Below are 25,090 nucleotides of genomic sequence, written 5' to 3'. Positions count from 1 at the left end.
ACCTTCTCGAGCGCGGTCTGCCCTCAGTGCAGCTTGACCCGCGGCAGCGTGGTGCGCCGCAACCAATGCGCGAAGGTGTCGAGCACCATCCGCGCGTAGCCGTGCAGCGCCGCGATATGCAGCCGGTACAGCGACATGTACATGAAGCGCGCGAACAGCCCTTCGATCAGCATATTGCCGCCGATCACACCGCCCATCAGATTGCCGACCGCGCTGAAGTGCCCGAGCGACACCAGCGAGCCGAAGTCGCGATAGGTAAATTCGGGCAGCGGCTTGTTCTCGAGCCGGGCCGCAAGCGCCTTCAACAGGAAGCTCGCCTGCTGGTGAGCCGCTTGCGCGCGCGGCGGCACGTTGCGCTCGTTGCCCGGCCATGGGCAAGCCGCGCAGTCGCCGAGCGCGAAGATGTTGTCGTCGATTTCGATTTGCAGCGTGCGGCGCACGATGAGTTGCCCCAGACGGTTGACCGGCAGGCCGTCGAGCTCACTCAGGATAGCGGGCGCCTTGATGCCCGCCGCCCACACCGTCAGATCGGCGCGCACAGTTTTACCGCCGGCCGTGCGGATCATGCCGGGCGCGACCTCGGCCACGGTCTCACCGATCATCAGCTTCACGCCGAGCTTGGTGAGCAATTCGGCGGTGGCCGTCGACACTCGCTCCTGCAAGGCCGGCAAAATGCGCGGCCCCGCCTCGATCAGCACGATGCCGACGTCGTGCCGCGGATCGAGCTTATGCAAGCCGTACGCGGACAAGACCTGAGCCGTATTGCGCAACTCAGCCGAGAGTTCGACGCCCGTCGCGCCGCCGCCGACGATCGCCACCTGAATGCGCGGCTCCGATGAAGGCGACGTCCCCGGGTTCGACTCGACAGGTTCATGCACCTGATGCTCCGCGCGCATACAGGCCGCGATCAGGCGCTTGCGGAAACGCTCCGCCTGGCTGACCGTATCGAGCGCGAGGGAAAACTCGGGCGCGCCCTTCACGCCAAAGAACGCCGTGGTGCTGCCGATCGCGATGATCAGCGTGTCGTATTCAAGCTGGCGTTCGGGCAATAGTTCTGCGCCATCGTCGTCGAGCACGGTACCGAGCGTGAGACGCTTGTTCGCGCGGTCCAGACCGGTCAGCTCGCCCTGCTGAAACTCGAAGCCGTGCCAGCGCGCTTGCGCCGCATATTCGAGTTCCTGGGTGAACGGGTCCATGCTGCCGGCTGCCACTTCATGCAGCAGCGGCTTCCAGATATGGGTTGGATTGCGGTCGACGAGCGTCACTTGCGCGCGCACGCCACCTTTGTTCTTCCGGGGTGCATAGCGGTCGCCTAAGCGCGTCGCCAACTCCAGCCCCCCCGCGCCCCCGCCAACGACGATAAAACGATGCATTGAACTCTCCGTATTTGCCGATGGGTTATGCGTCGCGACGGCGTGCATGAAGCGCGTATGAATCATGAAGCGCACGCCGTCCGTCCTGGCGATTGTCCGCGAGCGGCACGGGTTATCACAAGCCATCAATACGCATATGTGACATGCGCGCGACGTTATCGCCTATCACGCGCGCCGTCACATTCACGTCAATGCGCTTCTTCCCAGTTCAGGCCGGCGCCTACTTCGGCGACCAGCGGCACTTTCAGCGCGGCGACACCGCACATCAGTTCCGGCAAGCGCTTACGTACGTCGGACAATTCCGCGTCGGGCACTTCGAGAATCAGTTCGTCGTGCACCTGCATGATCATGCGCGTACCGACCTTCGACTCTTCGATCCATTTCTGCACCGCGATCATCGACAGCTTGATCAGGTCGGCAGCCGTGCCTTGCATCGGCGCGTTAATGGCCGCGCGCTCGGCGGCCTGACGGCGCGGACCGTTACCACCGTTGATCTCCGGCAGCCACAGGCGGCGCCCAAACGCGGTTTCCACGTAGCCTTTGGCCTTCGCGCTCAGACGCGTTTCGTCCATATAACGCGCGACGCCCGGATAGCGCGCGAAGTAGCGGTCGATATACAGCTTGGCCGCGTCGCGCGTAATGCCGAGGTTCGCGGCAAGACCGAACGCGCTCATGCCGTAGATCAGACCGAAGTTGATGACCTTTGCTACGCGCCGTTGATCGTTCGACACTTCGAGCGGCGTCACGCTGAAAATCTCCGCTGCAGTGGCGCGGTGAATGTCTTCGCCCTGCGAGAACGCCCGCAGCAGGGATTCGTCGCCGGAAATGTGCGCCATGATGCGCAATTCGATCTGCGAGTAGTCCGCGGAGACGAGCTTGTGGCCCGGCGGCGCGATAAACGCCTCGCGGATACGACGCCCTTCGCCGGTACGCACGGGGATGTTCTGCAGGTTCGGATCGTTCGACGCCAGCCGGCCCGTGACCGCCACCGCCTGCGCATAGTTCGTATGCACACGACCGGTTTGGGCGTTGACCATGCGCGGCAGCTTGTCCGTGTAGGTCGATTTCAGCTTCGACAAACCGCGGTGTTCGAGCAGGATCTTCGGCAGCGGATAGTCTTCGGCGAGCTTTTGCAGCACTTCTTCGTCGGTGGACGGCGCGCCGCTCGGGGTCTTCTTGACCACCGGCAATTCGAGCTTCTCGAAGAAGATCTGACCAATCTGCTTCGGCGAACCCAGATTGAATTCGCCACCGGCCAGCACGTACGCTTCGCTTTCCAGCTGAATCAGACGCGTGGCGATTTCACTGCTTTGCGCGCGCAGCTTTTCGGCGTCGATCAGCACGCCGGTGCGCTCCATCTTGCGCAAGACGCGCGAGGTCGGCACTTCGATGTCGCGATACACGTAGTCGAGCGTTTTCTCCGCGGCCACTTGCGGATACAAGGCCTGATGCAGACGCAAGGTGATGTCGGCGTCTTCCGCCGCATACTCGGCAGCCTTGTCCAGCGCGACTTCGTCGAAGCCGATCTGCGACGCGCCTTTACCCGCCACCTCTTCATACTTGATCGTCTTGATGCCGAGGTGGCGCAGCGCGAGGCTGTCCATGTCGTGCGTACGGTGCGATTCGAGCACGTACGATTCCAGCAGCGTGTCGTGTTCGACGCCGCGCATTTCGATGCCGTAGTTCGCCAGCACCTGTTCGTCGTACTTCATGTGCTGGCCGACCTTCTTGTGTTCGGCGCTTTCCAGCCACGGCTTGAGCTTCGCGAGGACTTCGTCGCGCGGCAGTTGCACGGGCGCGTCCGGACCGCGATGCGCAACCGGCACATAAGCAGCGTAACCAGGCTCGACCGACAACGACAGCCCCACGATTTGCGCGGTCATCGGATCGAGCGAGGTGGTTTCGGTATCGAACGCAGTCAGCTCGGCGGCGTTGATTTTCTCAAGCCAGGCGTCGAACTGCTCCCAGGTCTGCACGGTATCGTAATGACGCTCGTGATCCACGGTGAGCGCCGGCGGCACGTCGGTCTCGGGACCTTCCACGGCTTCCGCGACTTCCACCTCACGTAGCCAGGTCTTGAAGCCGTTGCGCGTGAACACGTCGCGCAGCTCCTCGCGCGATTCCGGCCGGCTTTCCAGGCTTTCTTCGATCGACACGATATGGCCGGTCAGATCGCATTGGCGCTCGACGGTGACGAGCTTCTTCGCCATTGGCAGAAAATCGAGCGCACGTCGCAGATTGTCTCCTACCGCACCTTTGATCTCGTCCGCATGTGCGACGATGCCATCGAGGGTTTCGTACTGCGTCAGCCATTTGATCGCCGTTTTCGGCCCGCATTTTTCGACGCCGGGCACGTTGTCGACGGTATCGCCGATCAACGACAGGTAATCGATAATGCGCTCCGGCGGCACGCCGAATTTGGCGATCACGCCTTCGCGGTCGAGCTTCTCGTTAGTCATCGTATTGATGAGGGTGACATGATCCGACACGAGCTGCGCCAGATCCTTGTCCCCAGTCGACACGATCACTTTCATGCCGCGTTTTTCCGCCTCGGTGCTGAGCGTACCGATCACGTCGTCGGCTTCGACGCCTTCGATCATCAGAAGCGGCCAGCCGAGCGCGCGCACGGCGACGTGGATCGGCTCGATCTGACGCGAGAGATCGTCCGGCATCGATGGGCGGTTCGCCTTATAGTCGGCATACCAGTCGTCGCGGAACGTTTTGCCCTTGGCGTCGAACACGCACGCGCTATACTCTGCTGTGACTTCCTTGCGCATGCGCCGCAGCATGTTGATCATTCCATAGAGCGCACCCGTCGGACCACCCTCGGGTCCGCGCAGATCAGGCATCGCATGGTAGGCCCGGTACAGATAACTCGAACCGTCTACCAATAGCAGGGTCTTACCTTCAAGGCTTCGTTCTTCAGGCATTATGACTAAGAGAAAAGTGATACCGAGTCTGCGATCACTCGCAGATCAAGAGCGCGCAACGGCTAAGAAGGCCCGCGCATCGTGGCAGATGTTCACGATTATGGCAGAGTTTATCGAGGCGACCGAGTACCTCTCGGAGATTCGTCCGGCTGTCAGCATCTATGGTTCAGCGCGCCTGAAACCGAACTCGCCGTATTACAAACTCGCCACGCAAATTGCGCGCAAGCTGTCGGACGCAGGCTTCGCGGTCATCTCGGGTGGCGGCCCCGGCATCATGGAAGCGGCCAACAAGGGCGCTCATGCGGGTAAGGCGCCTTCGGTCGGCCTGAACATCGAACTTCCGCACGAGCAATCGGGCAATCAATGGCAGGACATCTCGCTGCGCTTCCGCCATTTCTTCACGCGCAAGGTTACGTTCGTGAAGAACTCGGACGCGGTGATCGTCATGCCGGGCGGCTTCGGCACGCTGGATGAGCTTGCCGAAGTCCTCACGCTGATTCAAACCAAGAAGTCGCGCCACGTGCCGATCATTCTGGTGGGCGGCGAGTTCTGGGAAGGCCTGCTTGCGTGGTTCAAGAACTCACTCACGCCGATGGGCCTGATCAATCCGACAGATATGGACTTGATGCAGGTGATCGACGATCCGGATCAGGTGCTCGAAGCGGTGCTGAAGTTCTATGAGGACCGTGAAGAAGCCGAACCGCATCCTGTGAAGTCGGATGAAGACCGGATGTTCTATCTGTGATGCTGAAGCTTCGCGCCTCGTGCGCGAAGTCAGCTTGCTGATGTTCAATGCGCCGTATTGAGCAGAGCAACGCACGGGGGTTCTAGCGAGTGGCCTCCAGGTCGCTCGCTACCGCTACGTCGGTCTGATCACCCTGCGCTTGCAGCCATTCGCAGAACTGCGCCACCAGCGGCGCCTGCGCGACCTCCCGCCTCGCCACCCACCAATAGCCACGTGCATCGGTACGCGCTGCAGCAACGCGGGACTGCACACAGGAATCTCGCTCTCGGCAAGAGCCAGATAGCGCCGGCCGTCGTCGGTCAGCCGCATGCGCTTGGCGCGGCGATGAAATACCTGCACGCCGAGCCACGTTTCAAACGCTGCGACTTGCCGGCTGATTGCACCGTGTGTCACCTACGATTCGTTCGCCGCGGCGGTGAAGCTTTCGTGCCGTGCGGCGGCTTCGAAAGCGCGCAGCGCCCGAAATGGGGGAAGGTTACGAGCCATGCTTGTGATTCTCGGTCAGAACGGCGTGCTCAAAAATCGTTTTGCGCCCTGCCGGTTCGGCGCTAACCTTCTGAGCTTGAAAACGGACGCTTAGCGATATGGATCACGATCTCACCTCGGCCAAACCCGGACTGGCGCCCACGCCGACGGTGCGGGAGATTTTCGGCGGCTTTCTTGGCCTTGGACTGATCTCGTTCGGCGGTGCGCTGCCGCTGGCGCGGCGCACGCTTGTCGAACAGCGGCGCTGGTTGAACGCCGCGGAATTTACGGATTTGCTAGGCCTGTGCCAGTTTTTGCCGGGCGGCAATGTGATCAACCTCTCGGTGGCAATCGGGATGCGTTTTCGCGGCGTACCGGGCGCGCTAGCCGGCCTGCTCGGCCTGATTGCGGGGCCGTCGCTGGTGGTGATCGGCCTTGGCGTGCTATACGAGCACACGCAAAACGATCCGCATGTCAGGCACCTGTTTGCCGGTCTCGCCGCGGCGGCGGCCGGCCTGCTGATCTCGATGGCCGTGAAAATCCTGCTGCCGCTACGGCATAAGCCGCTGGCCGCCCTCATCGCTGCGCTCGGTTTTGTCGCGATCGCGATCCTGCGCCTGCCGTTGCTGCCAACCATGCTGGTACTCACGCCACTCAGCATCTATATCGCGTCGAGGGCCACGCGATGAACGACACGCTCATTTCACTAGCCATCATTTTCAGCCAGCTTTCGCTGCTCGCGTTCGGCGGCGGCAATACGATTCTTCCGGAGATGCAGCGTCAAGTGGTGGAGGTCCACCACTGGATGCCGGCCAGCGAATTCAGCGCGCTGTTCGCGCTCGCGCAAGCCGCGCCCGGGCCGAATCTGATGATCGTCACGCTAGTTGGCTGGCACGTGGCCGGCTGGGCCGGCATGCTGGTCACTTCCGTGGCGAAGTTCGGACCGTCCTCAATCGTGACGATTCTCGCGCTGCATGCATGGGAGCGCTTCAAGGACCGCCCGTGGCGCCGTTACGCGCAGGTTGGGCTGGTGCCGGTAACAGCCGGCATCGTGACGGCAAGCGCGGCCGTGATCGCCCGGGCGTCGGACCCGACGGCGATTGCGTGGGCAATCACCATCTTCACCGCCGTGCTGGCGTTGAAAACGCGCATCCATCCGCTGTGGCTGCTGGCCGCTGGAAGCTTGATCGGGCTGACGAGCTTCGGGCAATTCTGAAACCCTCTCTGGGAAGCCCGGCATCATTACTTTGGTAAGCAAGGCCCTTTTGGATTCCAGCAGGGGCTGGAGGATGCTGTCCGATGCTAATTACCTGCGGTCCAGGCTCACAAAAACAGGCAGCAGGTCACCGCGCCAGGAGACGGAAAAAGTAGCTCGCTGAACTGCGGAATGCAACCCTCAACTCGACGCGCCACCAACGTGACGCGATGAAGTGCCTGGCGCACAGAACTTCTGCAAACACGGTAGGTCGAGAAACGTATTGACAGAATGCAATGTAATGCCAAAAAAATCTCACTGCCTGTGTCTCTGGATTCCGGAGGATAACTATACTTATAGATTCAGTTACTGCGCCATCTACTCATGACTTATCACGCCGTTACAGTCACGCTTGAAGACATAGGCGGGATTGTCATCCAGAAAGACAAAAGTGGCACGAGAACAGCCTTTAACGTTACAGTTGCAGGAAAACGTCAGTACTCTGTACAAATGCGCGGAGCCCCTCGACTTGAAAACGGCATGGTCGTGACGGCAGTACTGCGCGATACGGATAACTGGCAAACACTTATGGGATGGTTAAACCACGCCACGGGCGAGATTTGCGGTGTCAATTCACCCGAGATGTCATTCTGGTTGTTTGTGGCTGGCATCCTGATATCAGCCCTGCTTTCCCTTAAATTGATAAACGAAGGTCACAGCGGCAACGCCAGTGCACGCGTCGTAGTTTGGATTAGCGGGATCGTAGCGATGAACGCCTGGTCGCTATTCTCCTGGCGGAGGTCGGCGAGGGTCTACGGGTTGCTGAAACCCTAAATGCCTGGGTAATTTTAAAATCTCGGGAACAACTGTAGCGAAAGTCTCTGCCATCACCTATCGCGCAATGCGGTAAGTGATGGCAGAAGAGAAGGGCCGCCTATTCGTCATTCATCCACGCCCCTGCAGACCGTCGCCGGCAGTCGTCGCTTCGATCCAATCTTTCACCGCCTTTCGCCGCAATATTAACAGCGCGCCGAGCCGGAGCCACACACAAAGGGTAATTAGCGAAATAGCCCACAATCCCAATTCTTGCAGATATGAGTGGCCGGATATAGTCCATACAAGACTAAAGGCCGCGATCCACTTAAGCAGGTCGTAAGCCCATCTCTTTCTCTTTATCCCATACACAAGCGCCAAGGGATTTGCCATAAAACTTGCGAACACGGCCAGACAGCCTTCCCATGGTAGCGAGCCGGATTGAAGCAAGGCGATTTCCACCCAAGCCTCGCACAGAAAAGCGAGAAAGAATCCAATAAGTGAAACCCGAATACAACGCGGCATTGCTGTCATAGCTATCTGAATGTCACGTTCTTGCAATAATCCATTGCATTAACAATATCGCTCCAACCCTCCTTAACACTCAGATATCGGCAGTAGTTTTCCTTGTATTGTTCCTCATTGACTGGCGTGAAGCTACCTGGAATTGGCGTCCCCATAGGCATCAAAGCGCCACCTGAAAATCCCTTGTCGCTCAGACAAACGAACAAACCCTTTTGCGTCAATATTTCGTTGTATGATGCAAGCACGTATCCACTCCCGGGTTCGAGACTTGACCAATAAAGCGACGCACTAGCAACCGATGCAGGCTTCGAGACTTGCAGCAAGCTTTCCATATAATCACCCAACCACATTCTTGCAAAGTTTATATACGGCTGAAAGGCGGATTGCAGGTCCGCAGCGAGAACGAGTGCACCGATTGCTGCTGCGGCACCTGGGCCAATTTCCGCCCAAACAAACAGCGTAATAGCGATTGTTCCCGCCGCACTTACAACGGTCAGCACGTCACCTGGCTGGACCTTTTTGTTCGGATCTTTCCAATCTGTCACAATTCGGATTAATGCAGACGTCGCGGCCAATCCGTTTGTCAGGATACGTACTGGCTGCAGCATCGGAGCGGCATTTGATACCGTCGCAACGAGGTTGGTGTCATTCTGAATGACTGATAGCGAGTCATTTGGGCTATTTGCCGCGGACATCAACGCCTGATAAGTAGTCATCGAATTCGAGCCGTTTTCGACGAATTGCAACACCATTTCCACTTTTGCCATTTTATTCAGCCTTTGACTCTGTATTCCAAGGGGCAATTGAATTCACTGAGGAACTTACGGATGGTGCGGTAGACGGACTCGATCCGACAACATAGCGATAATAGAGCTGTGTATTACCTGTTTTTGGCGTGTACACCGTCTGGGCGATAAATGATTTTGTTTTTGTGAGAGTGACAGGCAGGACGTCAATAATCTGCGAGAACCCTTTATCCGTCGCCACCTGGAGACTCGCTGCAATATCACTATTCGGGTCCTCGAAATTTATGATGCGCACCCAGAATACCCATGACCCGTCGTCGCGCCTCAACGCAGTCGCGCCGTTTGTTAACACGTATCCGCGCAGCGAAGTGGCTGCAATTTGGGGGGATATGGGAGTCGCCTTTGCGATTTGGGAAGTGATGCCAACAAGAGATAAGAAGCTTGTTCGCAAAAATAATCGTCTGGCAGTCATCGTGTCTCTATGTAGTTGGATGGCGATCGCCGTTTGTAAATGTAGTTTTCGCTACATTTACAAAAATATCGTCACTGCGAGCACGCCCGGAATAGGATAATTCCGAAAAAATTACCGCTATTCAGATAGCCACTAGGGCGATTGCATGAAACGTTACAGATGGTGGCGAAATGCTTGTGAGCCCGGTTGAAGGCGCGTTTACTCTGGCTTTTGTGCTTGGGAAAAGCGATGCAGGAAGACGTGCTCAGTATCGAAGAAGCGTTTGGCGATTTGCGCGATCCGCGCAGCCGCACGCCGGCTCATGATCTGACAGAGATGCTGGTGGTGGCGCCGTGTGCAGTCCTGTCGGGCACCGATAGCTGGGTGGCGATCCAGACGTGGACCGAAGCGAAGCTGGAGTGGCTGCGACGCTACCTGCCGCTGGTCAACGGCATTGCATCGCATGACACGTTTGGGCGCGTGTTTGCGGCGCTCGATGCGCAGCAGTTCGAAGCCTGCTTCATACGCTGGACTGCGCACCTGTGCCCGGCGCTGGCGCGCGCGGAACTGATCTCGCCGAAGGGCGCGCCCTCGAACGCCTTTGCGCGGCGATATACCGAGGCCGATTTACTCACAACCGTATTCCGCGAAGCCAACGCATACGCTTACTGAAACGCCACTTCCGCGAAGCTACGCAACTTGCGGCTATGCAAACGATGCAAGCCATTCATCCGCAACAACTCCATCGCCTTCACACCGATCTGCAGATGCTGATCGACCTGCGCGCGATAGAACTGATCCGCCATGCCGGGCAGTTTCAATTCGCCATGCAAAGGCTTGTCCGACACGCATAGCAAGGTGCCGTAAGGCACGCGGAAGCGGAACCCATTGGCCGCAATCGTCGCGCTTTCCATGTCGAGCGCGACCGCACGGCTTTGCGACAGCCGCTGCACCGGCTCACGGTGATCGCGCAATTCCCAGTTGCGGTTATCCACACTCGCCACCGTGCCCGTGCGCATCACGCGCTTCAACTCGACGCCATCCAACTGCGTGACCTGCGCGACCGCGCGTTCCAACGCCACCTGCACTTCGGCAAGTGCAGGAATCGGCACCCACAGCGGCAAATCGTCGTCGAGCACGTGATCTTCGCGCACATAGCCGTGCGCCAGCACATAATCGCCCAAACGCTGCGTATTGCGCAGACCCGCGCAGTGGCCAAGCATGATCCACGCATGCGGACGCAGCACGGCGATATGATCGGTAATCGTCTTCGCGTTCGACGGCCCGACGCCGATGTTGACCATTGTGATGCCGCTGCCGTCGGCGCGCTTCAGGTGATACGCGGGCATCTGCGGCAAACGCGGCGGCGCCGTGCCTTCCTGCGCCTGCTCGGCGAGATTCTCGTTGTATGTGATCACGTCGCCCGGTTCGACGAACGACGTGTATTCGCTGCGATAGGCGCGCAGTTCTTCGTCGTCGGTATGGGCCATCATCGTGCGGCCGAGTTTGACGAACTCGTCGATATAAAACTGGTAGTTCGTGTACAGCACGTAGTTCTGGCAATGCGTAGGCGAGGTCGCCGTGTAATGCTTCAGCCGATGCAGCGAGAAATCCACCCGCGCCGCCGTGAACAGCGCGAGCGGATGCGGCTCGCCCGGCGGCGGCTCATACGTGCCGTTGACGATGCGGTCGTCGAGCAGCGCGAGGTCCGGCGTATCGAACACGTCGCGCATCAGGAACAGGCGCTCGCGATCCAGATCGCCCTCGAGATGAATGCCTTCAGCGAACGCGAAGTGAATCGGAATCGGCTGATCGGACACACCGACTTCGATCTGCACGTGATGGTTCTTGGCCAGCAGGCGTAATTGCTCGCGATAATAGTTGCCGAACAGATCCGGCCGCGTGACCGTGGTCTCGAACACACCGGGGCCCGCGACGAAACCGTACGAGCGGCGCGAGTCGATATGCGTGTTGACTTCAGTGCGCACCCTGACGAACGGGTAGCAGGCGCGCACCCGGCTTTCGAACAGTTCGTTGCGGCGGTAACGCGCGAAGGCGTCGCGCAAAAACGAGGTGTTCGCTTCGTAGATCGCCGACAAACGCGTGACGGCCTCGGTCGCGTCGTCAAAGGATTCGGTTGGGAAGCTATTGGCGGGAGTCTGCACCGCGCGTTGATTGGTATCGTTGTTCATCGTCATTCGCCCCTATTGATGAGATGACATTACCACGGAACCCGTGATGGCCAAATGACCTCGCGGCGCCTACCACATCTGCCGCAACAGCGGCCGCAAGTTTGCGCGCACAGCGCGCGAAAGCGGCGCAAAATAAGGCGATCGCGCCCGTGGGCAAGGCTGGATTTGCTAGAATCGGGGCACCATATTGGAGAATCACCATGAAGCCGCTCCTTCCCGTCGCCGTTGCACTGGCCCTCGCCTTTGGCAACGCCGCGATGGCTGCCCAGCCTGTCGATGAACCTCCGCCCGCCGATGCACCCCAGTCCGCCAATGAGCGGGCCGGTCTGCCTGACCTGGCGAAGATCAATCGTCCGGCCGCCGAGGTCAGCTCGAAGGTCGAAATCAACGTCCCACGCACGCCAAGCTTCTACGAACGCAGCGCTAACGGCACCGAAATCACCGAATACCGCGACAAAGGCAAGCCCGTTGAAATCAACGTGCATTCGAATCTCGGCACGCGCTATCAAATGAGCGCGCCGCTCGACACGTCGCCCACCGTGCGCGACAACGGCCGCGCGAGCACGCGTTTGCCGTCGGTGAACCTGACTTATTGATGCATGCCGGGGTGGCGGCGCGGCGTAAGCCGCTCCCCTGGATCTGTGCGGCCCGCAGGCGTAGCCTCGGGTTTTCAGCCTGCTTGCCGATTTCCAGCATCCCACACCTCGCACTGGCCGCATCGCGCCAGCCCGACTAACCTGATCCGACGTTTCCCGCATGGCTGTCTTCACCGCTGTCACCGAGCCCCAATTAGCAGAATGGATGCGTCATTACGATCTCGGCGAAGTCGTCGAGTTTCGCGGCATCCCGTCCGGTATTGAGAACAGCAACTTCTTTCTGACGACGACGCACGGCGAATACGTCCTCACGATTTTCGAAAAGCTGACGGCCGAGCAACTGCCGTTCTATCTCGATCTGATGCGGCATCTGGCCGCGCACCGCGTGCCGGTGCCGGATCCCATGCCGCGCGAAGACGGCGCGCTGTTCGGCACGCTGCACGGCAAGCCCGCAGCCATCGTGACCAAGCTCGAAGGCGCGCCGGAGTTGGCGCCGCAAGCCGAACACTGCGTCGAGGTCGGGCAAATGCTCGCGCGCATGCATCTGGCGGGGCGCGATTACCCGCGCTATCAGCCGAATCTGCGCAGCCTGCCGTGGTGGAAAGAAACCGTGCCGACCATCCTGCCGTTCCTCGCGGGCGCGCAGCGCGACTTGCTGTCGTCCGAACTGGCGCATCAGGAGGCTTTCTTCGCATCGGCGGATTACGCGAGGTTGCCCGAAGGCCCTTGCCACGCCGACCTGTTCCGCGACAACGCGCTGTTCGCGCATGCCGCGCCGGAAACCGGCCACGAGGTGCGCCTCGGCGGCTTCTTCGACTTCTATTTCGCCGGCTGCGACAAGTGGCTGTTCGACGTCGCGGTAACGGTCAACGACTGGTGCGTCGACCTCGCCACCGGCAAGCTCGACGAGGCGCGCACCGAAGCCATGCTGCGCGCCTACCAGACCGTGCGCCCGTTCACCGTCGAAGAAAACCGCCATTGGGGCGACATGCTGCGTGCGGGCGCTTACCGCTTCTGGGTCTCGCGCCTGTATGATTTTCATTTGCCGCGCACGGCCGAGCTGCTCAAACCGCACGACCCCGGCCATTTCGAGCGCATCTTGCGCGAACGCCTGACCGGCGTTGCACTTCCAGGCATTCATACCTCATGCAACTGATCGAAGTCCCCGCGAAAACCGGCTATGTCTGGTTCCGGCAGGGTATCTGGCTGTTCCGTAAGAACCCGCTTGCGTTTCTGACGCTGTTCTTCACCTATCTGCTGGTCATGACGCTGGCGTCGCAGATTCCGGTCATCGGCGGCGTGCTGCCGCTGGTCTTCATTCCGGGCATTGCGGTCGGCTTCATGGCGGCGTGCCGCAACACCATCGCGGGCAAGCCGGTGTTCCCGACCATTCTGGTGGACGGCTTTCACTCGTACGGCCCGGTAGTCGCCAAACGTCTGCTGCTGCTGGGCGTGCTGTACGTCGTTGCGATGGCGCTGGTGCTGGCCGGCTCGGCACTCGCCGACGGCGGTATGTTGCTGAAAGTCATGCTCGGCATGGCCACGATGGATCAGGATGCGATCGCCAACAGCAATATCCCGCTGGCGGTGATCACCGCGTTCGCGTTCTACATTCCGGTCGCAATGATTTTCTGGTTCTCGCCGGTTCTTATCGCGTGGCACGACGTGCCGCCCGTCAAGGCGATGTTCTTCAGCATCGTCAGTTGCTGGCGCAATCGGGGCGCGTTCATCGTGTTCGGCGCATTGTGGTTCGCGGTGGCAACGACGGTCTCGTTCGGCCTGACCGCATTGATGCAGGCACTGGGCGCGGGCGATTTCGCGTTCGCGATCCTGATGCCTGCCACCATGATCGTCACGACCATGCTGTATTGCTCGTTCTACGCGACCTATCGCGGCTGCTTCGGCGTGCAAACGCCCGAAGCGCCGGACCTGCCGACCACGCCGGCGGCTTGAATGCCGGGTTGAATACCTCGACTTGCGGCACAATGGTTTGCGCGCAATCGATTTGCACGCTCTTTTTACACGAGATGCAATATGACCCAGCGTCCCGCCTTGCCCTTCACGCTCGACGAGCAACTTTGCTTCGCACTCTATTCGACCTCGCTTGCGATGACGAAAGCGTACAAGCCGCTGCTCGACAAGCTCGACCTCACGTATCCGCAATATCTGGCGATGCTGGTGCTCTGGGAAGCCGACGACATCACAGTCAAAGACCTCGCAGCGCGACTGAATCTCGACTCGGCAACAGTCACGCCACTGCTCAAACGTCTCGAAACACAGGGCTGCCTGGAACGGGTACGCGGCGTTGAAGATGAACGGCTCGTCTATATCCGGCTCACCAGAGTGGGCACCGCACTGAAGCGTCAGGCACGCGAAGTGCCAGCAGAAATCTTCTGCGCGACCCAGCAGACGCCGGAATTCCTGCTCCGTCTGCGCGACGATCTAACGCGCCTGCGCACCACGCTCAACGATTACATGGACCACTAGCCGGCCTGTTTCAAAAAGCACGCTATCGGTACGATGCAAAAATTAATTTGTGCACAAATTATTTGTGCACTATCTTTGCCACATGCCGCTTCGAAAGTGCTCCACCAGAACGGCGGGCAAGCAACCAGCCGCAAACATGCAGATCCTGACAACCCAGATAAAGGAGCAGCACCATGAACATTCTCTACAAGGCAAGCGCAACCAGCACTGGTGGCCGTGACGGCCGTGCCGTATCGTCGGACAATGCGTTGGACGTGAAGCTGGCGGCACCGCGTGAACTGGGCGGCACCGGCGCAGCGGGCACCAACCCGGAGCAACTGTTTGCAGCCGGCTACTCGGCGTGTTTCCTGAGCGCGATGAAATTCGTCGCCGGCCAGCGCAAGCAGACTTTGCCGGCTGACACGCAAGTTACGGCAGAAGTGGGTATCGGCCCGAACGACAACGGCGGCTTCGCACTCGACATCGATCTGCGCGTCTCCTTGCCGGGCCTCGCTGCTGATGCAGCCAAGGAACTGGCCGACGCGGCGCATCAGGTGTGCCCGTACTCGAACGCCACGCGCAACAACGTCGCAGTGCGCCTGCAAATCGCGTAAGCCGCGGCCTTAACGAGCCATTCGTCTAGATCCGCGATTCCGATGACACGCATCCGGCGCCTGAACGACGCCTTCGATACCGGTCTGGTCTGGTTTCGCCGCGACCTGCGCAACACGGACAACGCCGCGCTGTACTACGCGCTCAAGCATTGCGAGCGCGTCTGGTGCGTGTTCGTATTCGACACGACGATCCTGCAACCGCTGATCGACGCCTGGCAAACTCGCCATCCGGAGACGCAGGCGCAGGACCGCCGCGTCGAGTTCATTCTTGCTGCGTTGGGCGAGCTGGACGAAGCATTGCGCGCCAGGGGCGGCGCCCTCGTCGTGCTGTACGGCGATCCAGCCGATCTCGTACCGAGGCTCGCGAACGAACTCGGCGTCGACGCGGTCTTCACGAATCACGATTACGAACCGGTCGCGATCGAGCGGGACGAGGCGGTGCGGGAGCGGCTTGTCGAAGCTGGACGCCAATGGCTGACGTTCAAAGACCAGGTGATTTTCGAGCGTGATGAGGTGCTGACAGGCCAGAACAAACCGTTCACGGTGTTCACGCCATACAGGAACGCATGGCTCAAGCAGCTGACGGCCTTCGATCTGAAACCATATCCGGTCGAGACCTACGCGCAGCATCTGGCAGCACTGCAGCCCAAGCTGGACCGCCAGTTGCCGACGCTCGACCAGCTCGGCTTCGCACCGAGCAATCTCGCGGCGCTTAACTTGCCCACCGGCATGAGCGGCGCGCAACGTCTGCTCGACGATTTCATGACCCGCATCGACAGCTACAAGGACCGGCGCGACTTTCCCGCCGTCAAAGGTCCGAGCTATCTGTCGATGCATCTGCGCTTCGGTACGGTCTCGATCCGCACGCTCGCGCGGTTCGCGCACGAGAGCTCACTGCAGCCCGACGGACAAGGCTCGGCCACGTGGCTTTCGGAGCTGATCTGGCGGGACTTCTACTTCATGATCCTCTCGCATCATCCGAGGCTGGCGGCCGGCGCGTCGTTCAGGGAAGAGTACGACCGGCTGCGCTGGGAGCAAGGCCCGGAAGCGGACGAGGCGTATGCCGCGTGGTGCGACGGCCGCACCGGCTATCCGCTGGTCGACGCCGCAATGCTGCAACTGAACCGCACCGGCTACATGCACAACCGCCTGCGAATGGTGACGGCGAGTTTTCTGGTGAAGGATCTGGGGGTCGACTGGCGGCTCGGCGAACGCTACTTCGCAGAACAATTGAACGACTTCGATTTCTCGGCGAACAACGGAGGCTGGCAATGGGCGGCATCGACAGGATGCGACGCGCAACCGTATTTCCGGATTTTCAACCCGATCACGCAATCCGAAAAATTCGACGCCGAAGGGCGCTTTATCAAACGCTATCTGCCCCAGCTTGCGAAGCTGCCGGCCAAATGGATTCACGCGCCGTGGCTGGCGGGTGCGGAGCGGCTCGCGGAATTCGGTGTGATATTGGGCAAGGATTATCCCGCACCGATCGTCGACCATGCTGAAGCGCGGCAGCGTACGCTTGCCCGCTTCGGCAAGTAAGCGCCCGCTCACATTGTTTTGATCAGGAATGTCGAGAGGTGTTGAAAGATGCGCCGTTTGCCGTCGCTACTCGCGGTTTAGTGCTGATCGTCACTTCAATACATGCCGATGCTTCAAACCTGTGCAGCTTAGTGCTGGCTCATCCACGACGGATGGCGAGTGGTTGCCTCACGATCCAGCTTGCGCATACGGAATTCCAGATCGTACAGATCGGTCGCTTCTGCGAGGAAAGCGTCAGCGCGTTCTTTCGCGAGTTGATCGGGCGATTTGGTCAGAAACAGAAACAGGCGGCTAAGCAGATACATGGTCAACCTCGACAATGAGTTCAGGCGGTAACGCCTAAGGGATAACCCCTATTATAGGGAAAACCCTAGGGTCGCGCCAATGCTCATTTCGAAATGTTGTTCGAATCTCAGCGTGCGGCCGCCGAGGCTTCTGCGGCGGTGCTTTCAGCGATACGGCCGGCGCCGGTGCGGCGCTGGTGCCTGAAGAATTCCCACACCATGGCGCTCGCGTCCGGACCTTTGGCGGAATGGAACGGTACGGCGTCGTCGCCGCCGCTCCACGCGTGCGCAAGCCCTTGCACACGGCACAGCCGCACCACGCGCCGGCCGCCGCGCAGATAGTCGCGCATCACCACGCCACCCTTACGGTCTTCCTTGACTTCACCTGATTTACGCACGCCTTTCTCGTCGACGATCCGGTTCAGGCGAAGAAACTGCTCCGCCAACTGGTCCGCATTGACCGGCGCGACCACATGGTCGGTGTCGCCATGGAGAATGATGGCCGGCATGCCGGGGTATTCGGCCACATTAACGAGTTCGTCGACCAGCTCGGCCGGCTCGCGGCGCGCGCCACGCCGCATCACGTCCATTGCCGTAATGCCGGAGCGAGCCTCCCCGAAAGCAGGGCCGGAATGCAGCGCAACCGCGGCGAAACGCTCCGGATAGTTGACGGCCAGAAGCGCCGTCAAGCCGGCGCCGGCGGAGATTCCGGCGACATACACACGCTCGCTGTCAAAGCCATGCTGGGCAACCAGCGAATCCACCAGCGAGACGACCGCACGCGTCTCGGCGCCGCCGGCGCTGTCGCTGGCGTCGTACCAATGCCAGCAGCGATGCGAATGGACATGCTTCGACTGTTCCGGATACACCACGGCAAAGCCGAAGCGATCGGCGAGCACGTTCATCCGCGTGCCTTCCGCGAATTCGTCAATCGACTGGGTGCAGCCGTGCAGCATCACCACTAGCGGCATCGACTCGTGCGCATGGCCAGATGGGATATACAAACCATACTGAAGGTGGTTGACGAGTCGCCCAGGTGCCACAGGCGCCGAATGGAACGAGCGCGTCCACGAACCGCTCGCCCATGCCGAAGCACGTGGACGAACCCGCGACTCCCGTGGGGCGGCTCGCGGCGCTTCGCGTTTCGCGGATGCGCGCAGCGCGGCCACTGGCTTGACAGGACGGGCCTTGGCCGAAGGCTTGGCGGTGGCAACGCGTGCCGGCCGCGTGGCGGCGCGCTTCGTGGTTGCGTGGGCGTGCTCGGTTTGAATGGAGAGCAGCCGCTTGAGACCGCGCAGCCAGATTTTCGATAGACTTTTTGCCATCGGCGGATAACCTCGCAAAAAGGGGACAGGTGACGCTCGATAGAACGACGCTTTGTTGTGCAATGCACAATAACACCAATCCTCATGCGATGCTGGAGGCCCGGACCACCGTCGAGCACCGAATTTTCCTATCGGAGAACCTTGCAGCAGCAATAACGTCAAATCTTTGCAAAGCTTGTTCGCCGGCCAACGCCCCGTCACAAAAAGCCCGGCGCGTAGCAAGTCTGGCCCGAAGCACCCGTCTATACTGGCAGGTAAATAATTTCGGAATACGCCTTTGCGGCGTCGGCGCTTCAAGCCGGTCGCGCGTTAAACCATCACCAACCCGATTCTACGCGGCCTTGGTCGCACTTTTTCCATGCCCGATTTACCTGTCCATCTGTGGTATTCGATCACCAGCCTCGGCGGCGCCGGCATGACGCTGCCGCTTGCGTTCGCCATCGCACTTTGGCTGGCGGTCGGCTACTCGTGGCGTATGGCTGCTGGCTGGTTGCTGCTGCTTGGCGCGGCCATCGGCATTGTGACCGTGACCAAGCTGGCCTTCCTCGGCTGGGGCGTTGGCGTGCGCGAACTGGATTTCACCGGCGTCAGCGGTCACGCCATGCTGTCTACCGCCGTCTATCCGGTCGCACTATTCCTGATGCTGCTGCCGGCGCGTCCGGCAATTCGTCTGCTTGGCGTCATACTGGGTCTGGCCGCGGGCATCGCGGTCGGCTTGTCGCGCGTCGTGCTGAGCGCCCACTCGCCGTCTGAAGCCGTCACGGGTTGCCTGGTCGGCGCGCTGGCCGCGCTGTTCTTCGTGCGCATGGCGTGGAATGCGGAGCCGGGCCGGCTATCGGCGTTGCCCGTCACCGCGAGTCTGATGATCCTCGCGCTGTTGATGCACGGCGTGCATGTGCCGACGCAACGCTGGGTCACGCATATCGCGCTGAAGGTGTCCGGTCACGAGCGACCGTTCATCCGCGCCAAGTGGAGGTCCGTGCGCGACGTACGCCCCGCCACGGCGCCGCTGTCACAAACGCTCAACACGCTTACGCCGCCGCACTCCTCGGCCGTCTGAAGCACACTCAACCGATTGCTCGTCCGGCAACCGAAGTCCACGTCCGGCAATCCGCGTGCCGCTTCATGTGCGCAGCGTGCCATAACGTCAGAGCCTGTGCCCCTCCAGAACCCTTGGCTCACTCAATCCTTCACCCCAAGAATCACACTCGACGCCTTGAATACCGCGACCGCCGTCCCGCCTTCCACAAGCCCGAGCGTATTCACGCTCTGATTCGTGACAACTGCGGTAATCACCGCGCCGCCGTCCAGCGCCAACGACACCTCCGCGTTGACCGCCCCGCGCTTCACGCTCTGCACGGTGCCGCGCAACTGATTGCGCGCCGAGAGCTTCAGCGGCGCGCCACTTTCATCCTCGACGAGCAGCACCACCCACGACGCCTTGATCAACGCGAACGCCGCCGCTCCCTGCGCGAGTCCCAGCGTCTCGGTACTTTCATGCGTGACTACGGCGACAATCGTATGGCCGCCTGGCAGCGCCAGCGACACTTCATCGTTGACCGTCCCGCGCGTGATCGCCAACACCGTTCCATAAAGCTGATTGCGCGCGCTCGTTTTCACGCCGATGCGGCCGATCAGATCCCAATCCGTCGCAAAGCCTTCGATCGCCGCGCCCGCACGTTCGAGAAAGCGCCGATGCTCGCGTTCGACCGCCCGAAACGTCTCGATCAGCTTCACCGCGCGCGGCGTGAGCGTCGTGCCGCCACCGCCTTTGCCGCCGGTCGAGCGCACGACGAGCGGCTCGCCGGCGAGGTTGTTCATCGTGTCGACGGCGTCCCACGCGCCCTTGTAGCTCATGCCGACGGCTTTCGCCGCGCTGGTAATCGAACCGGTCTCGCCGATCGCCGCGAGCAGCGCGATCCGCGACGCGCCGCCGAGCGTTTGCGCGCCCGCCTGAAACCAGACGGAGCCGCCCAGTTCGAGAGCTTCGTGGGGCGGATCGGTGCGGTCGGATGTCATGGAGGCAGGAGGGTCGGTGGGTTAGGAAAGGACAGCGAACCATTATAGCGATGCAGCGCCCCTTGACGGCGGCGCACATGGCGCGCCGCCGATCGCATTCGTCAGTCACTCAAACCGCGTACTGCGCGATCCCATTTCCGAACGACCAGTTCTCCTTCAGCACTTCGACGAGATTGATGAACACATCCTCTCGTCGCAGTCCCGGCGACTCCGCGAGTTCATCCGCCATGCGCTTGTACAGCGCCTTCTTTTGTGGTGACCTTGCATTCGCGTGTGAGGGATAAGCGCTCGATGGAGACGTTGCGGCTGGTGCCAATCGCCTATGTCGAAGGTTTGCACAACGCAACGGTAGCGGATTTGCGCTCGATTGAGATTTTCGGTCTCGGTTCGGCGCTCGTTTTTCCGGCGCTCGATGTCGTCGTGTCGGTGCATGGCCTTATCGACGGTGTATTCGGCTCGAAGGCATGGATGCGCGATATCGGCCGCAGCGGCGGCAGCGTGAAATCCGAGGCGAAATCGGCGGCTGCCCGCGAGAACGGCAAGAAAGGCGGCCGTCCGCGAAAGGCTGCGTGAGGCTTATCACCCCAAACGGCACGCCGCCTGAACCGAAAGTCAGTGGAGGATCGGCGGCAACGAGCCGCTGCTGGCGGTTGCAGAATTAGCGGTCGCGGCCGAGGGACTCGCCACTACGTTTGCGGCCTTGGCAGGCGCGCTTGTATGAACGACAGCCGGTTTGGCCGCACCGGTTTTCGCCGCCACCTTGACCACGCGAGCATGCGCTGTATGGCCTTGAACCAGGTTGGCGTGCATGATCCTGCCTTGACCTGGTTTCGCCTGAGCAATTTGTGCATGTGGCTTTTTACCCTGCGCCACCACCGCTGCCTTCGACTTGGGCTTGCCCGCGCCCTTGACCACGCCGCCGTGGCCAACATTCTTAGCCGCGACCTCCTTCACGCCGCCGTGCACTGCGGGCTTGACGCCGCCCGTCGACGCCGCCGCAACCCGCTGCGCGCCATGTTGAGCGTTCGCCGCGTGCTTCAAACCCGCCTTCGCGCCAGCGGCAGGCTTGACCTTGGCTGCACCCGCCGTTTTCTTTGTGTGCTTCGCCATATGCCCGGTCGACTCCGGCGGATTCCACACTTCCGCATAACCGGCAGCCATTGCCGCACCGGACACACACCACACTGCAACTGCCGTTGCTACCGCTCGAACCCACATCTCCCGCTTCTCCCGATCTTCGGCGTCATAACGAGCCGGGATTATATTCTCTTGCAAAAATCCATTTTTAGACTAATATTAATTTCAAGTACATATAAGGACTCATCCGCTCATGGCTCACGCTGCCCGCGCCACCCAGCCCGAACCGCCAATCCGGCCGCCGGTTTCGGAACCCACGCTCACGGAAATGTCGGCGGCAGGCCTGCGCGCGTTCTTCAACATCGCGCGAGACTGGGACCTGAGCGCCGAAGAGCAGATCGTGTTACTCGGTTCGCCGGGCCGCTCCACCTACTTCAAATGGAAATCCGCCCCGCAGACAGCCCGTCTGGGGCGCGACACGCTGGAGCGACTGTCGCTGCTGCTTGGCATCTATAAGGCGCTGCAAATCCTGCTGCCGCAGCCCAGCGCCGCCGACACCTGGATCAAGCGCCCCAACAGCGCACCGCCGTTCGGCGGCCGCCGCGCGCTGGACCGCATGCTGGCCGGCAACATCAGCGATCTCGTGGCCGTGCGCCAGTATCTCGACGCGATGCGAGGCGGCTGGGCGTGACACAACCGCATTGGCAGGACCGCTGGCGCAGCGCGCCGCTCGACTGGTCGCCCGCGTATCGCGTGATTCCAACGCGCTTTCCGGCCATCAATCTGTTCGACCGGGTCGCCTCGCCCGAAGATTTCGACGCTCTTTACGCGCTCGAAGCGATGACCAACGACCGCCTGCGCACCGAAGTCGGCGAACTCGATCTCGTGCCACGCGAAGAGCGCCGTTTCGGCCCGGGATACGGACCGATCATGGCCGCGTTGACGCACCTGAATCCGCTCGGCAGCCGCTTCTCGGACGGCACGTATGGCGTGTTCTATTGCGCTCGCTCGCGTGCTACTGCGATCGCGGAGACGCGCTATCACACGGGGAAATTTCTCGAGGCGACCGCCGAGCCGCCCATGCGGCAGCAGATGCGCCTCTATACCGTGATGGCGCAAGGCAACGTGATCGATATCCGCAGCGACGTCTCGCTCGATCTCGCGGTGCTGTCGCCCGACGACTATGTCGCCGGACAATCGCTCGGCCGTGCCGTGCGCGAGGCCGGTGCGCCGGGCATTGTGTATCCATCGGTGCGGGATAAGGAAGGCGAGTGCCTCGCCGCGTTCAGCACCACGCTGCTGCGCGACTGCCATCACGCGGCGTATCTGGAATACAACTGGAACGGCACGAGCGTCGATATGGTGTTCGAACTCAATCAGGTGGGCTAGGAGACCGAAACGCGCTCGAAACCATCAAGGCAAGGCCAGCGCCGCCGCCCCGCTCTCCCGTGCCGCCTCAACCGAGATCGACCAGCGGCGCAACGCCTGGGGCTCCACGATCGTCAGCCTGCCGCCGGACCCGAATGCGCCGGTGTCGATGAACACCTGTGAGCCGATTTGCTGGATATCGCGCATCGGCGTATGGCCGCAATAGGTCAGCGAAAGGCCACGCTGCCGCTGCGGATCGCCGTTGCCCAAGGCCAGATCGCGCCCCCATAACAATTGCTGGCGCGTTTCGGCGGAAAAATTCCCGGCGTCGAGTTCGGCGTCCGTGCCGAAGAATTCGGCATGCAAAACATTGAAGCGCTCCTTGCCGCTACCGACCACGCGCACGAGCGGCAACATCCGCAGCCGTTCGGCGTAGTCCTGCAAGCGTTCGTCGGACAATTTCGCCGCCCATATCCCGCCGATTCCATACCACCATCGGCGCCGCATGCGCCCATCGGCGACCGCGCATAAAGTGTCTTCGTGATTGCCGAGCACCGCGTGAAACCACGGCTTGTCGAGCAGGGTCAACGCCTGCTCGGAATGTTCGCCGCGATCCACCAGATCGCCGACCGAAAAAAGCCGGTCGCGTGCCGGGTCGAACGCGATGTCGCGCAGCAGATAGCGCAATGCATCGACACAGCCATGCAAATCGCCTACGACAAAGTCGCGGCCGCTCCGATTGGCCGAATGATGCTGGACGGGGTTGACGAGTACGGAAGCCATTCGCTCATGATAGATCGGCATGCCCAAGTGCGCATGCGCGCTACCTATCTTTTCTTGGCGCGCCGCGGCACCGAAATGACGTAAAAATGACGCAAATACGGCGCGTCTCCGGCATAACTTACCGGAAAACGTGCCGTCGACGCAGTCGTTACTGCTGCGTGCGCAGTTTGGCGACCTGATCCGCCGTCACTGTGGACTGCGGATTGCCGAACTGTTTGGTCACATAGTTGGTGATGGCCGCTACCTGATCGTCGGTAAGCTGGGTGCCGAACGCGGGCATCAGCACGTCAGCCTGTTTCGTCGTACGACTGACGCCGTGCAGGATCACCATCGCCAGATTGTTGGCGTCGCTCGCGCCGACCGCGGAGTTATGGATCAGCGACGGATACGCACCCGGCGCGCTTGCACCGACACCCTGCCCAGTCCAGTTATGGCACGTCGCACAATTGGCAATGAACAGTTGCGCGCCGTTCACGGCATTGATCGTGGTGCCGCGCAACGCGGTGACATCGTCGGCGGCGGGGTTGCCCCACTGGTCGCGCGGACGCGCTTCGCCGCCGTTGATCGGCGGCACCGAGCGCAAATATGTGACGATCGAGCCGACGTCCTCGTGCGTCAGATACTGCGTGCTGTCGGTCACCACCTCGGCCATTGGTCCCGCCGCATTGGCGCGGCCCGGCGCCGCGCCGGTCGACAGATACGCCGCCAGCTCGTCATCGCTCCAATTGCCCACGCCGCTATTCTTGTCCGGGGTGATGTTGTACGCATGCCAGCCGGCCTGTACCGCGCCCGAGAAACGCGAACTCGTCTTCAACCCCTGCATGAAATTGCGCGGCGTGTGGCATTCCTCGCAATGCGCGAGGCCTTGGACCAGATACGCGCCGCGATTCCACTCGACGCTTTGCTTCGGATCGGGGACGAAACGGCCTTCGTCGAAATTGAACAGATTCCAGAACACCATCAGCCAGCGCAGGTTGAAGGGGAATTTCAGGGTATTGCTCGGCGGTGCATAGTGGATCGGTGTCAGCGTATTCAGATACGCGCGAATGGCCAGCACGTCCTGATCGGTGACCTTGGTGTATTCCGCGTATGGGAAGGCCGGATACAGCCGCTCGCCGCTCTTGCCGACGCCTTCATGCATCGCGCGCAAAAAATCGGTGTCGCTCCATTGGCCGATCCCCGTGTCCGGGTCGGGCGTGATGTTTGGCGTCACGATCGTGCCGAACGGCGTGTTGATCGCCAGGCCGCCCGCGAACGGGCGGGCTTTGTCAGCCGTATGGCAGGCGACGCAGTCGCCGGCGCGCGCCAGGTATTCACCGCGTTTCACGAGATCGCTGCTGGCCACCGCCGTCGGCGTGGCGCCCGCGATGGCGGGTTGCGCAGCGTCGTCGGCCTGGGCCTGCGTGATCGGCAGTTCGTCGCTATGCCGCGCGCCAGGCCCATCCGCTTCGTGCCAGGCGACGTACAGCGCAAACAGCGAAAAGACCGCCGCCAGCGTCGCCACCCGGAAGCGGCGGCGACGCGTACCCTGAACCAGCGCATCGGCCGGCTGCACGCGAGAGGTGTTGTTCGTCATTGTGG

General features: G+C 61.1%; 28 protein-coding genes and 2 pseudogenes. 16 read left to right on the top strand and 14 right to left on the bottom strand.

What is annotated here, in order from left to right; genetic code table 11:
• Positions 1-23: 23 nt before the first annotated feature.
• Positions 24-1,373 (bottom strand): NAD(P)/FAD-dependent oxidoreductase, encoded by a 1,350-nt coding sequence (locus tag P3T22_RS27725; protein ID WP_429326686.1) that lies wholly within the window; start codon positions 1,371-1,373, stop codon positions 24-26.
• A gap of 188 nt (positions 1,374-1,561) precedes the next feature.
• A complete protein-coding gene (polA, locus tag P3T22_RS27720; protein ID WP_429326685.1) occupies positions 1,562-4,303 on the bottom strand; it encodes a DNA polymerase I in 2,742 nt (913 codons plus the stop codon).
• A 1-nt stretch (position 4,304) separates the two neighbouring features.
• Here polA and P3T22_RS27715 point away from each other — a divergent pair, with 1 nt between their 5' ends.
• Entirely contained in the window at positions 4,305-5,048 is a 744-nt protein-coding gene (locus tag P3T22_RS27715) for a TIGR00730 family Rossman fold protein (RefSeq protein ID WP_063498463.1), read from the top strand.
• A gap of 82 nt (positions 5,049-5,130) precedes the next feature.
• Here P3T22_RS27715 and P3T22_RS27710 read toward each other — a convergent pair whose 3' ends face one another.
• Positions 5,131-5,298 (bottom strand): hypothetical protein, encoded by a 168-nt coding sequence (locus P3T22_RS27710; RefSeq protein ID WP_429326693.1) that lies wholly within the window; start codon positions 5,296-5,298, stop codon positions 5,131-5,133.
• A gap of 11 nt (positions 5,299-5,309) precedes the next feature.
• Positions 5,310-5,534 (bottom strand): annotated as a pseudogene (locus P3T22_RS27705) (LysR family transcriptional regulator); the annotation flags it as partial.
• Positions 5,535-5,632: 98 nt separating this feature from the next.
• On the opposite strand from P3T22_RS27705, the gene P3T22_RS27700 reads away from it, so the two are divergent.
• The 3 genes from P3T22_RS27700 (at position 5,633) to P3T22_RS27690 (ending at position 7,542) form a co-directional block, all read left to right on the top strand.
• Entirely contained in the window at positions 5,633-6,202 is a 570-nt protein-coding gene (locus P3T22_RS27700; RefSeq protein WP_429326684.1) for a chromate transporter, read from the top strand.
• Entirely contained in the window at positions 6,199-6,729 is a 531-nt protein-coding gene (locus P3T22_RS27695) for a chromate transporter (protein WP_063498460.1), read from the top strand. Before P3T22_RS27700 ends, P3T22_RS27695 begins: the two co-directional genes overlap by 4 nt.
• 363 nt (positions 6,730-7,092) lie before the next feature.
• On the top strand, positions 7,093-7,542 hold the full coding sequence (locus P3T22_RS27690; protein WP_429326683.1) for a hypothetical protein: 450 nt from the start codon (positions 7,093-7,095) through the stop codon (positions 7,540-7,542).
• Positions 7,543-7,653: 111 nt separating this feature from the next.
• On the opposite strand, the gene P3T22_RS27685 is transcribed toward P3T22_RS27690, so the two are convergent.
• Together P3T22_RS27685 and P3T22_RS27680 are read right to left on the bottom strand one after the other, a co-directional pair.
• Positions 7,654-8,055 carry a hypothetical protein gene (locus P3T22_RS27685; protein WP_429326682.1) on the bottom strand — a complete coding sequence of 134 codons (402 nt, stop codon included), beginning with the start codon at positions 8,053-8,055 and terminating at the stop codon, positions 7,654-7,656.
• Between the two features lie 2 nt (positions 8,056-8,057).
• Positions 8,058-8,813, bottom strand: a complete 756-nt coding sequence (locus tag P3T22_RS27680; protein ID WP_429326681.1) for a hypothetical protein — start codon at positions 8,811-8,813, stop codon at positions 8,058-8,060.
• Positions 8,814-9,079: 266 nt separating this feature from the next.
• Here P3T22_RS27680 and P3T22_RS27675 point away from each other — a divergent pair, with 266 nt between their 5' ends.
• On the top strand, positions 9,080-9,364 hold the full coding sequence (locus P3T22_RS27675; RefSeq protein ID WP_429326680.1) for a hypothetical protein: 285 nt from the start codon (positions 9,080-9,082) through the stop codon (positions 9,362-9,364).
• A 128-nt stretch (positions 9,365-9,492) separates the two neighbouring features.
• Entirely contained in the window at positions 9,493-9,915 is a 423-nt protein-coding gene (locus P3T22_RS27670; RefSeq protein WP_063498456.1) for an ISAs1 family transposase, read from the top strand.
• On the opposite strand, the gene P3T22_RS27665 is transcribed toward P3T22_RS27670, so the two are convergent.
• Positions 9,909-11,435 carry an AMP nucleosidase gene (locus P3T22_RS27665; RefSeq protein ID WP_429326679.1) on the bottom strand — a complete coding sequence of 509 codons (1,527 nt, stop codon included), beginning with the start codon at positions 11,433-11,435 and terminating at the stop codon, positions 9,909-9,911. The two genes, P3T22_RS27670 and P3T22_RS27665, sit on opposite strands and share 7 nt — an antisense overlap.
• A gap of 200 nt (positions 11,436-11,635) precedes the next feature.
• Between P3T22_RS27665 and P3T22_RS27660 the strand changes: the two genes are divergently transcribed.
• The 6 genes from P3T22_RS27660 (at position 11,636) to P3T22_RS27635 (ending at position 16,653) form a co-directional block, all read left to right on the top strand.
• Complete coding sequence (locus P3T22_RS27660) at positions 11,636-12,031, top strand: hypothetical protein (RefSeq protein ID WP_063498455.1); 396 nt, start codon at positions 11,636-11,638, stop codon at positions 12,029-12,031.
• A gap of 160 nt (positions 12,032-12,191) precedes the next feature.
• Complete coding sequence (locus tag P3T22_RS27655; protein WP_063498454.1) at positions 12,192-13,187, top strand: homoserine kinase; 996 nt, start codon at positions 12,192-12,194, stop codon at positions 13,185-13,187.
• A complete protein-coding gene (locus P3T22_RS27650) occupies positions 13,178-13,984 on the top strand; it encodes a BPSS1780 family membrane protein (RefSeq protein ID WP_429326678.1) in 807 nt (268 codons plus the stop codon). Before P3T22_RS27655 ends, P3T22_RS27650 begins: the two co-directional genes overlap by 10 nt.
• An 81-nt stretch (positions 13,985-14,065) precedes the next feature.
• Positions 14,066-14,518 (top strand): MarR family winged helix-turn-helix transcriptional regulator, encoded by a 453-nt coding sequence (locus P3T22_RS27645; protein ID WP_063498452.1) that lies wholly within the window; start codon positions 14,066-14,068, stop codon positions 14,516-14,518.
• A gap of 173 nt (positions 14,519-14,691) precedes the next feature.
• Positions 14,692-15,111 carry an organic hydroperoxide resistance protein gene (locus P3T22_RS27640; RefSeq protein WP_429326677.1) on the top strand — a complete coding sequence of 140 codons (420 nt, stop codon included), beginning with the start codon at positions 14,692-14,694 and terminating at the stop codon, positions 15,109-15,111.
• 42 nt (positions 15,112-15,153) lie between these two features.
• Positions 15,154-16,653 carry a cryptochrome/photolyase family protein gene (locus P3T22_RS27635; RefSeq protein WP_429326676.1) on the top strand — a complete coding sequence of 500 codons (1,500 nt, stop codon included), beginning with the start codon at positions 15,154-15,156 and terminating at the stop codon, positions 16,651-16,653.
• 128 nt (positions 16,654-16,781) lie between these two features.
• On the opposite strand, the gene P3T22_RS27630 is transcribed toward P3T22_RS27635, so the two are convergent.
• Complete coding sequence (locus P3T22_RS27630) at positions 16,782-16,958, bottom strand: DUF3563 family protein (protein ID WP_081833034.1); 177 nt, start codon at positions 16,956-16,958, stop codon at positions 16,782-16,784.
• Between the two features lie 107 nt (positions 16,959-17,065).
• The gene (locus P3T22_RS27625) at positions 17,066-18,262 is read right to left on the bottom strand and encodes an extracellular catalytic domain type 1 short-chain-length polyhydroxyalkanoate depolymerase (RefSeq protein ID WP_063498449.1); all 1,197 of its coding nucleotides are present in this window, start codon (positions 18,260-18,262) and stop codon (positions 17,066-17,068) included.
• 358 nt (positions 18,263-18,620) lie between these two features.
• Here P3T22_RS27625 and P3T22_RS27620 point away from each other — a divergent pair, with 358 nt between their 5' ends.
• On the top strand, positions 18,621-19,322 hold the full coding sequence (locus P3T22_RS27620) for a phosphatase PAP2 family protein (RefSeq protein WP_063498448.1): 702 nt from the start codon (positions 18,621-18,623) through the stop codon (positions 19,320-19,322).
• Between the two features lie 122 nt (positions 19,323-19,444).
• Here P3T22_RS27620 and P3T22_RS27615 read toward each other — a convergent pair whose 3' ends face one another.
• Both P3T22_RS27615 and P3T22_RS27610 read right to left on the bottom strand, forming a co-directional pair.
• Positions 19,445-20,281: a TOBE domain-containing protein gene (locus P3T22_RS27615; RefSeq protein ID WP_429326675.1), complete on the bottom strand. Its 837-nt coding sequence runs from the start codon at positions 20,279-20,281 to the stop codon at positions 19,445-19,447.
• 109 nt (positions 20,282-20,390) lie between these two features.
• Positions 20,391-20,534, bottom strand: a pseudogene (locus P3T22_RS27610) (tautomerase family protein); the annotation flags it as partial.
• Positions 20,535-20,572: 38 nt separating this feature from the next.
• Between P3T22_RS27610 and P3T22_RS27605 the strand changes: the two are divergent.
• The gene (locus P3T22_RS27605) at positions 20,573-20,854 is read left to right on the top strand and encodes a DUF2442 domain-containing protein (protein ID WP_162493829.1); all 282 of its coding nucleotides are present in this window, start codon (positions 20,573-20,575) and stop codon (positions 20,852-20,854) included.
• Positions 20,855-20,893: 39 nt separating this feature from the next.
• Here the strand turns inward: P3T22_RS27605 and P3T22_RS27600 are convergent, their stop codons facing one another.
• A complete protein-coding gene (locus P3T22_RS27600) occupies positions 20,894-21,499 on the bottom strand; it encodes a hypothetical protein (RefSeq protein WP_429326674.1) in 606 nt (201 codons plus the stop codon).
• Positions 21,500-21,611: 112 nt separating this feature from the next.
• Between P3T22_RS27600 and P3T22_RS27595 the strand changes: the two genes are divergently transcribed.
• Both P3T22_RS27595 and P3T22_RS27590 read left to right on the top strand, forming a co-directional pair.
• Positions 21,612-22,049: an MbcA/ParS/Xre antitoxin family protein gene (locus P3T22_RS27595; RefSeq protein ID WP_429326673.1), complete on the top strand. Its 438-nt coding sequence runs from the start codon at positions 21,612-21,614 to the stop codon at positions 22,047-22,049.
• Positions 22,046-22,747, top strand: a complete 702-nt coding sequence (locus tag P3T22_RS27590; RefSeq protein ID WP_429326672.1) for an RES family NAD+ phosphorylase — start codon at positions 22,046-22,048, stop codon at positions 22,745-22,747. Before P3T22_RS27595 ends, P3T22_RS27590 begins: the two co-directional genes overlap by 4 nt.
• Before the next feature lie 24 nt (positions 22,748-22,771).
• On the opposite strand, the gene P3T22_RS27585 is transcribed toward P3T22_RS27590, so the two are convergent.
• Together P3T22_RS27585 and P3T22_RS27580 are read right to left on the bottom strand one after the other, a co-directional pair.
• Positions 22,772-23,509, bottom strand: coding sequence for a metallophosphoesterase (locus P3T22_RS27585; RefSeq protein ID WP_082855487.1), 738 nt, complete (start codon positions 23,507-23,509; stop codon positions 22,772-22,774).
• A 148-nt stretch (positions 23,510-23,657) separates the two neighbouring features.
• The gene (locus tag P3T22_RS27580; RefSeq protein ID WP_429326671.1) at positions 23,658-25,085 is read right to left on the bottom strand and encodes a c-type cytochrome; all 1,428 of its coding nucleotides are present in this window, start codon (positions 25,083-25,085) and stop codon (positions 23,658-23,660) included.
• Positions 25,086-25,090: the final 5 nt, after the last annotated feature.

It is taken from the genome of Paraburkholderia sp. GAS348, assembly GCF_050434205.1.
In the GTDB taxonomy this organism is placed as follows: Bacteria; Pseudomonadota; Gammaproteobacteria; order Burkholderiales; family Burkholderiaceae; genus Paraburkholderia.
This window is presented reverse-complemented; position numbering and strand designations above follow the sequence as displayed.

Coding starts and splice junctions, on each gene's coding strand:
- P3T22_RS27725 (WP_429326686.1), bottom strand. CDS start 1,373: ATGCATCGTTTTATCGTCGTTGGCGGGGGCGCGGGGGGGCTGGAGTTG.
- polA (WP_429326685.1), bottom strand. CDS start 4,303: ATGCCTGAAGAACGAAGCCTTGAAGGTAAGACCCTGCTATTGGTAGAC.
- P3T22_RS27715 (WP_063498463.1), top strand. CDS start 4,305: ATGACTAAGAGAAAAGTGATACCGAGTCTGCGATCACTCGCAGATCAA.
- P3T22_RS27700 (WP_429326684.1), top strand. CDS start 5,633: ATGGATCACGATCTCACCTCGGCCAAACCCGGACTGGCGCCCACGCCG.
- P3T22_RS27695 (WP_063498460.1), top strand. CDS start 6,199: ATGAACGACACGCTCATTTCACTAGCCATCATTTTCAGCCAGCTTTCG.
- P3T22_RS27690 (WP_429326683.1), top strand. CDS start 7,093: ATGACTTATCACGCCGTTACAGTCACGCTTGAAGACATAGGCGGGATT.
- P3T22_RS27685 (WP_429326682.1), bottom strand. CDS start 8,055: ATGACAGCAATGCCGCGTTGTATTCGGGTTTCACTTATTGGATTCTTT.
- P3T22_RS27680 (WP_429326681.1), bottom strand. CDS start 8,813: ATGGCAAAAGTGGAAATGGTGTTGCAATTCGTCGAAAACGGCTCGAAT.
- P3T22_RS27675 (WP_429326680.1), top strand. CDS start 9,080: ATGCGCACCCAGAATACCCATGACCCGTCGTCGCGCCTCAACGCAGTC.
- P3T22_RS27670 (WP_063498456.1), top strand. CDS start 9,493: ATGCAGGAAGACGTGCTCAGTATCGAAGAAGCGTTTGGCGATTTGCGC.
- P3T22_RS27665 (WP_429326679.1), bottom strand. CDS start 11,435: ATGAACAACGATACCAATCAACGCGCGGTGCAGACTCCCGCCAATAGC.
- P3T22_RS27660 (WP_063498455.1), top strand. CDS start 11,636: ATGAAGCCGCTCCTTCCCGTCGCCGTTGCACTGGCCCTCGCCTTTGGC.
- P3T22_RS27655 (WP_063498454.1), top strand. CDS start 12,192: ATGGCTGTCTTCACCGCTGTCACCGAGCCCCAATTAGCAGAATGGATG.
- P3T22_RS27650 (WP_429326678.1), top strand. CDS start 13,178: ATGCAACTGATCGAAGTCCCCGCGAAAACCGGCTATGTCTGGTTCCGG.
- P3T22_RS27645 (WP_063498452.1), top strand. CDS start 14,066: ATGACCCAGCGTCCCGCCTTGCCCTTCACGCTCGACGAGCAACTTTGC.
- P3T22_RS27640 (WP_429326677.1), top strand. CDS start 14,692: ATGAACATTCTCTACAAGGCAAGCGCAACCAGCACTGGTGGCCGTGAC.
- P3T22_RS27635 (WP_429326676.1), top strand. CDS start 15,154: ATGACACGCATCCGGCGCCTGAACGACGCCTTCGATACCGGTCTGGTC.
- P3T22_RS27630 (WP_081833034.1), bottom strand. CDS start 16,958: ATGTATCTGCTTAGCCGCCTGTTTCTGTTTCTGACCAAATCGCCCGAT.
- P3T22_RS27625 (WP_063498449.1), bottom strand. CDS start 18,262: ATGGCAAAAAGTCTATCGAAAATCTGGCTGCGCGGTCTCAAGCGGCTG.
- P3T22_RS27620 (WP_063498448.1), top strand. CDS start 18,621: ATGCCCGATTTACCTGTCCATCTGTGGTATTCGATCACCAGCCTCGGC.
- P3T22_RS27615 (WP_429326675.1), bottom strand. CDS start 20,281: ATGACATCCGACCGCACCGATCCGCCCCACGAAGCTCTCGAACTGGGC.
- P3T22_RS27605 (WP_162493829.1), top strand. CDS start 20,573: ATGGAGACGTTGCGGCTGGTGCCAATCGCCTATGTCGAAGGTTTGCAC.
- P3T22_RS27600 (WP_429326674.1), bottom strand. CDS start 21,499: ATGTGGGTTCGAGCGGTAGCAACGGCAGTTGCAGTGTGGTGTGTGTCC.
- P3T22_RS27595 (WP_429326673.1), top strand. CDS start 21,612: ATGGCTCACGCTGCCCGCGCCACCCAGCCCGAACCGCCAATCCGGCCG.
- P3T22_RS27585 (WP_082855487.1), bottom strand. CDS start 23,509: ATGGCTTCCGTACTCGTCAACCCCGTCCAGCATCATTCGGCCAATCGG.
- P3T22_RS27580 (WP_429326671.1), bottom strand. CDS start 25,085: ATGACGAACAACACCTCTCGCGTGCAGCCGGCCGATGCGCTGGTTCAG.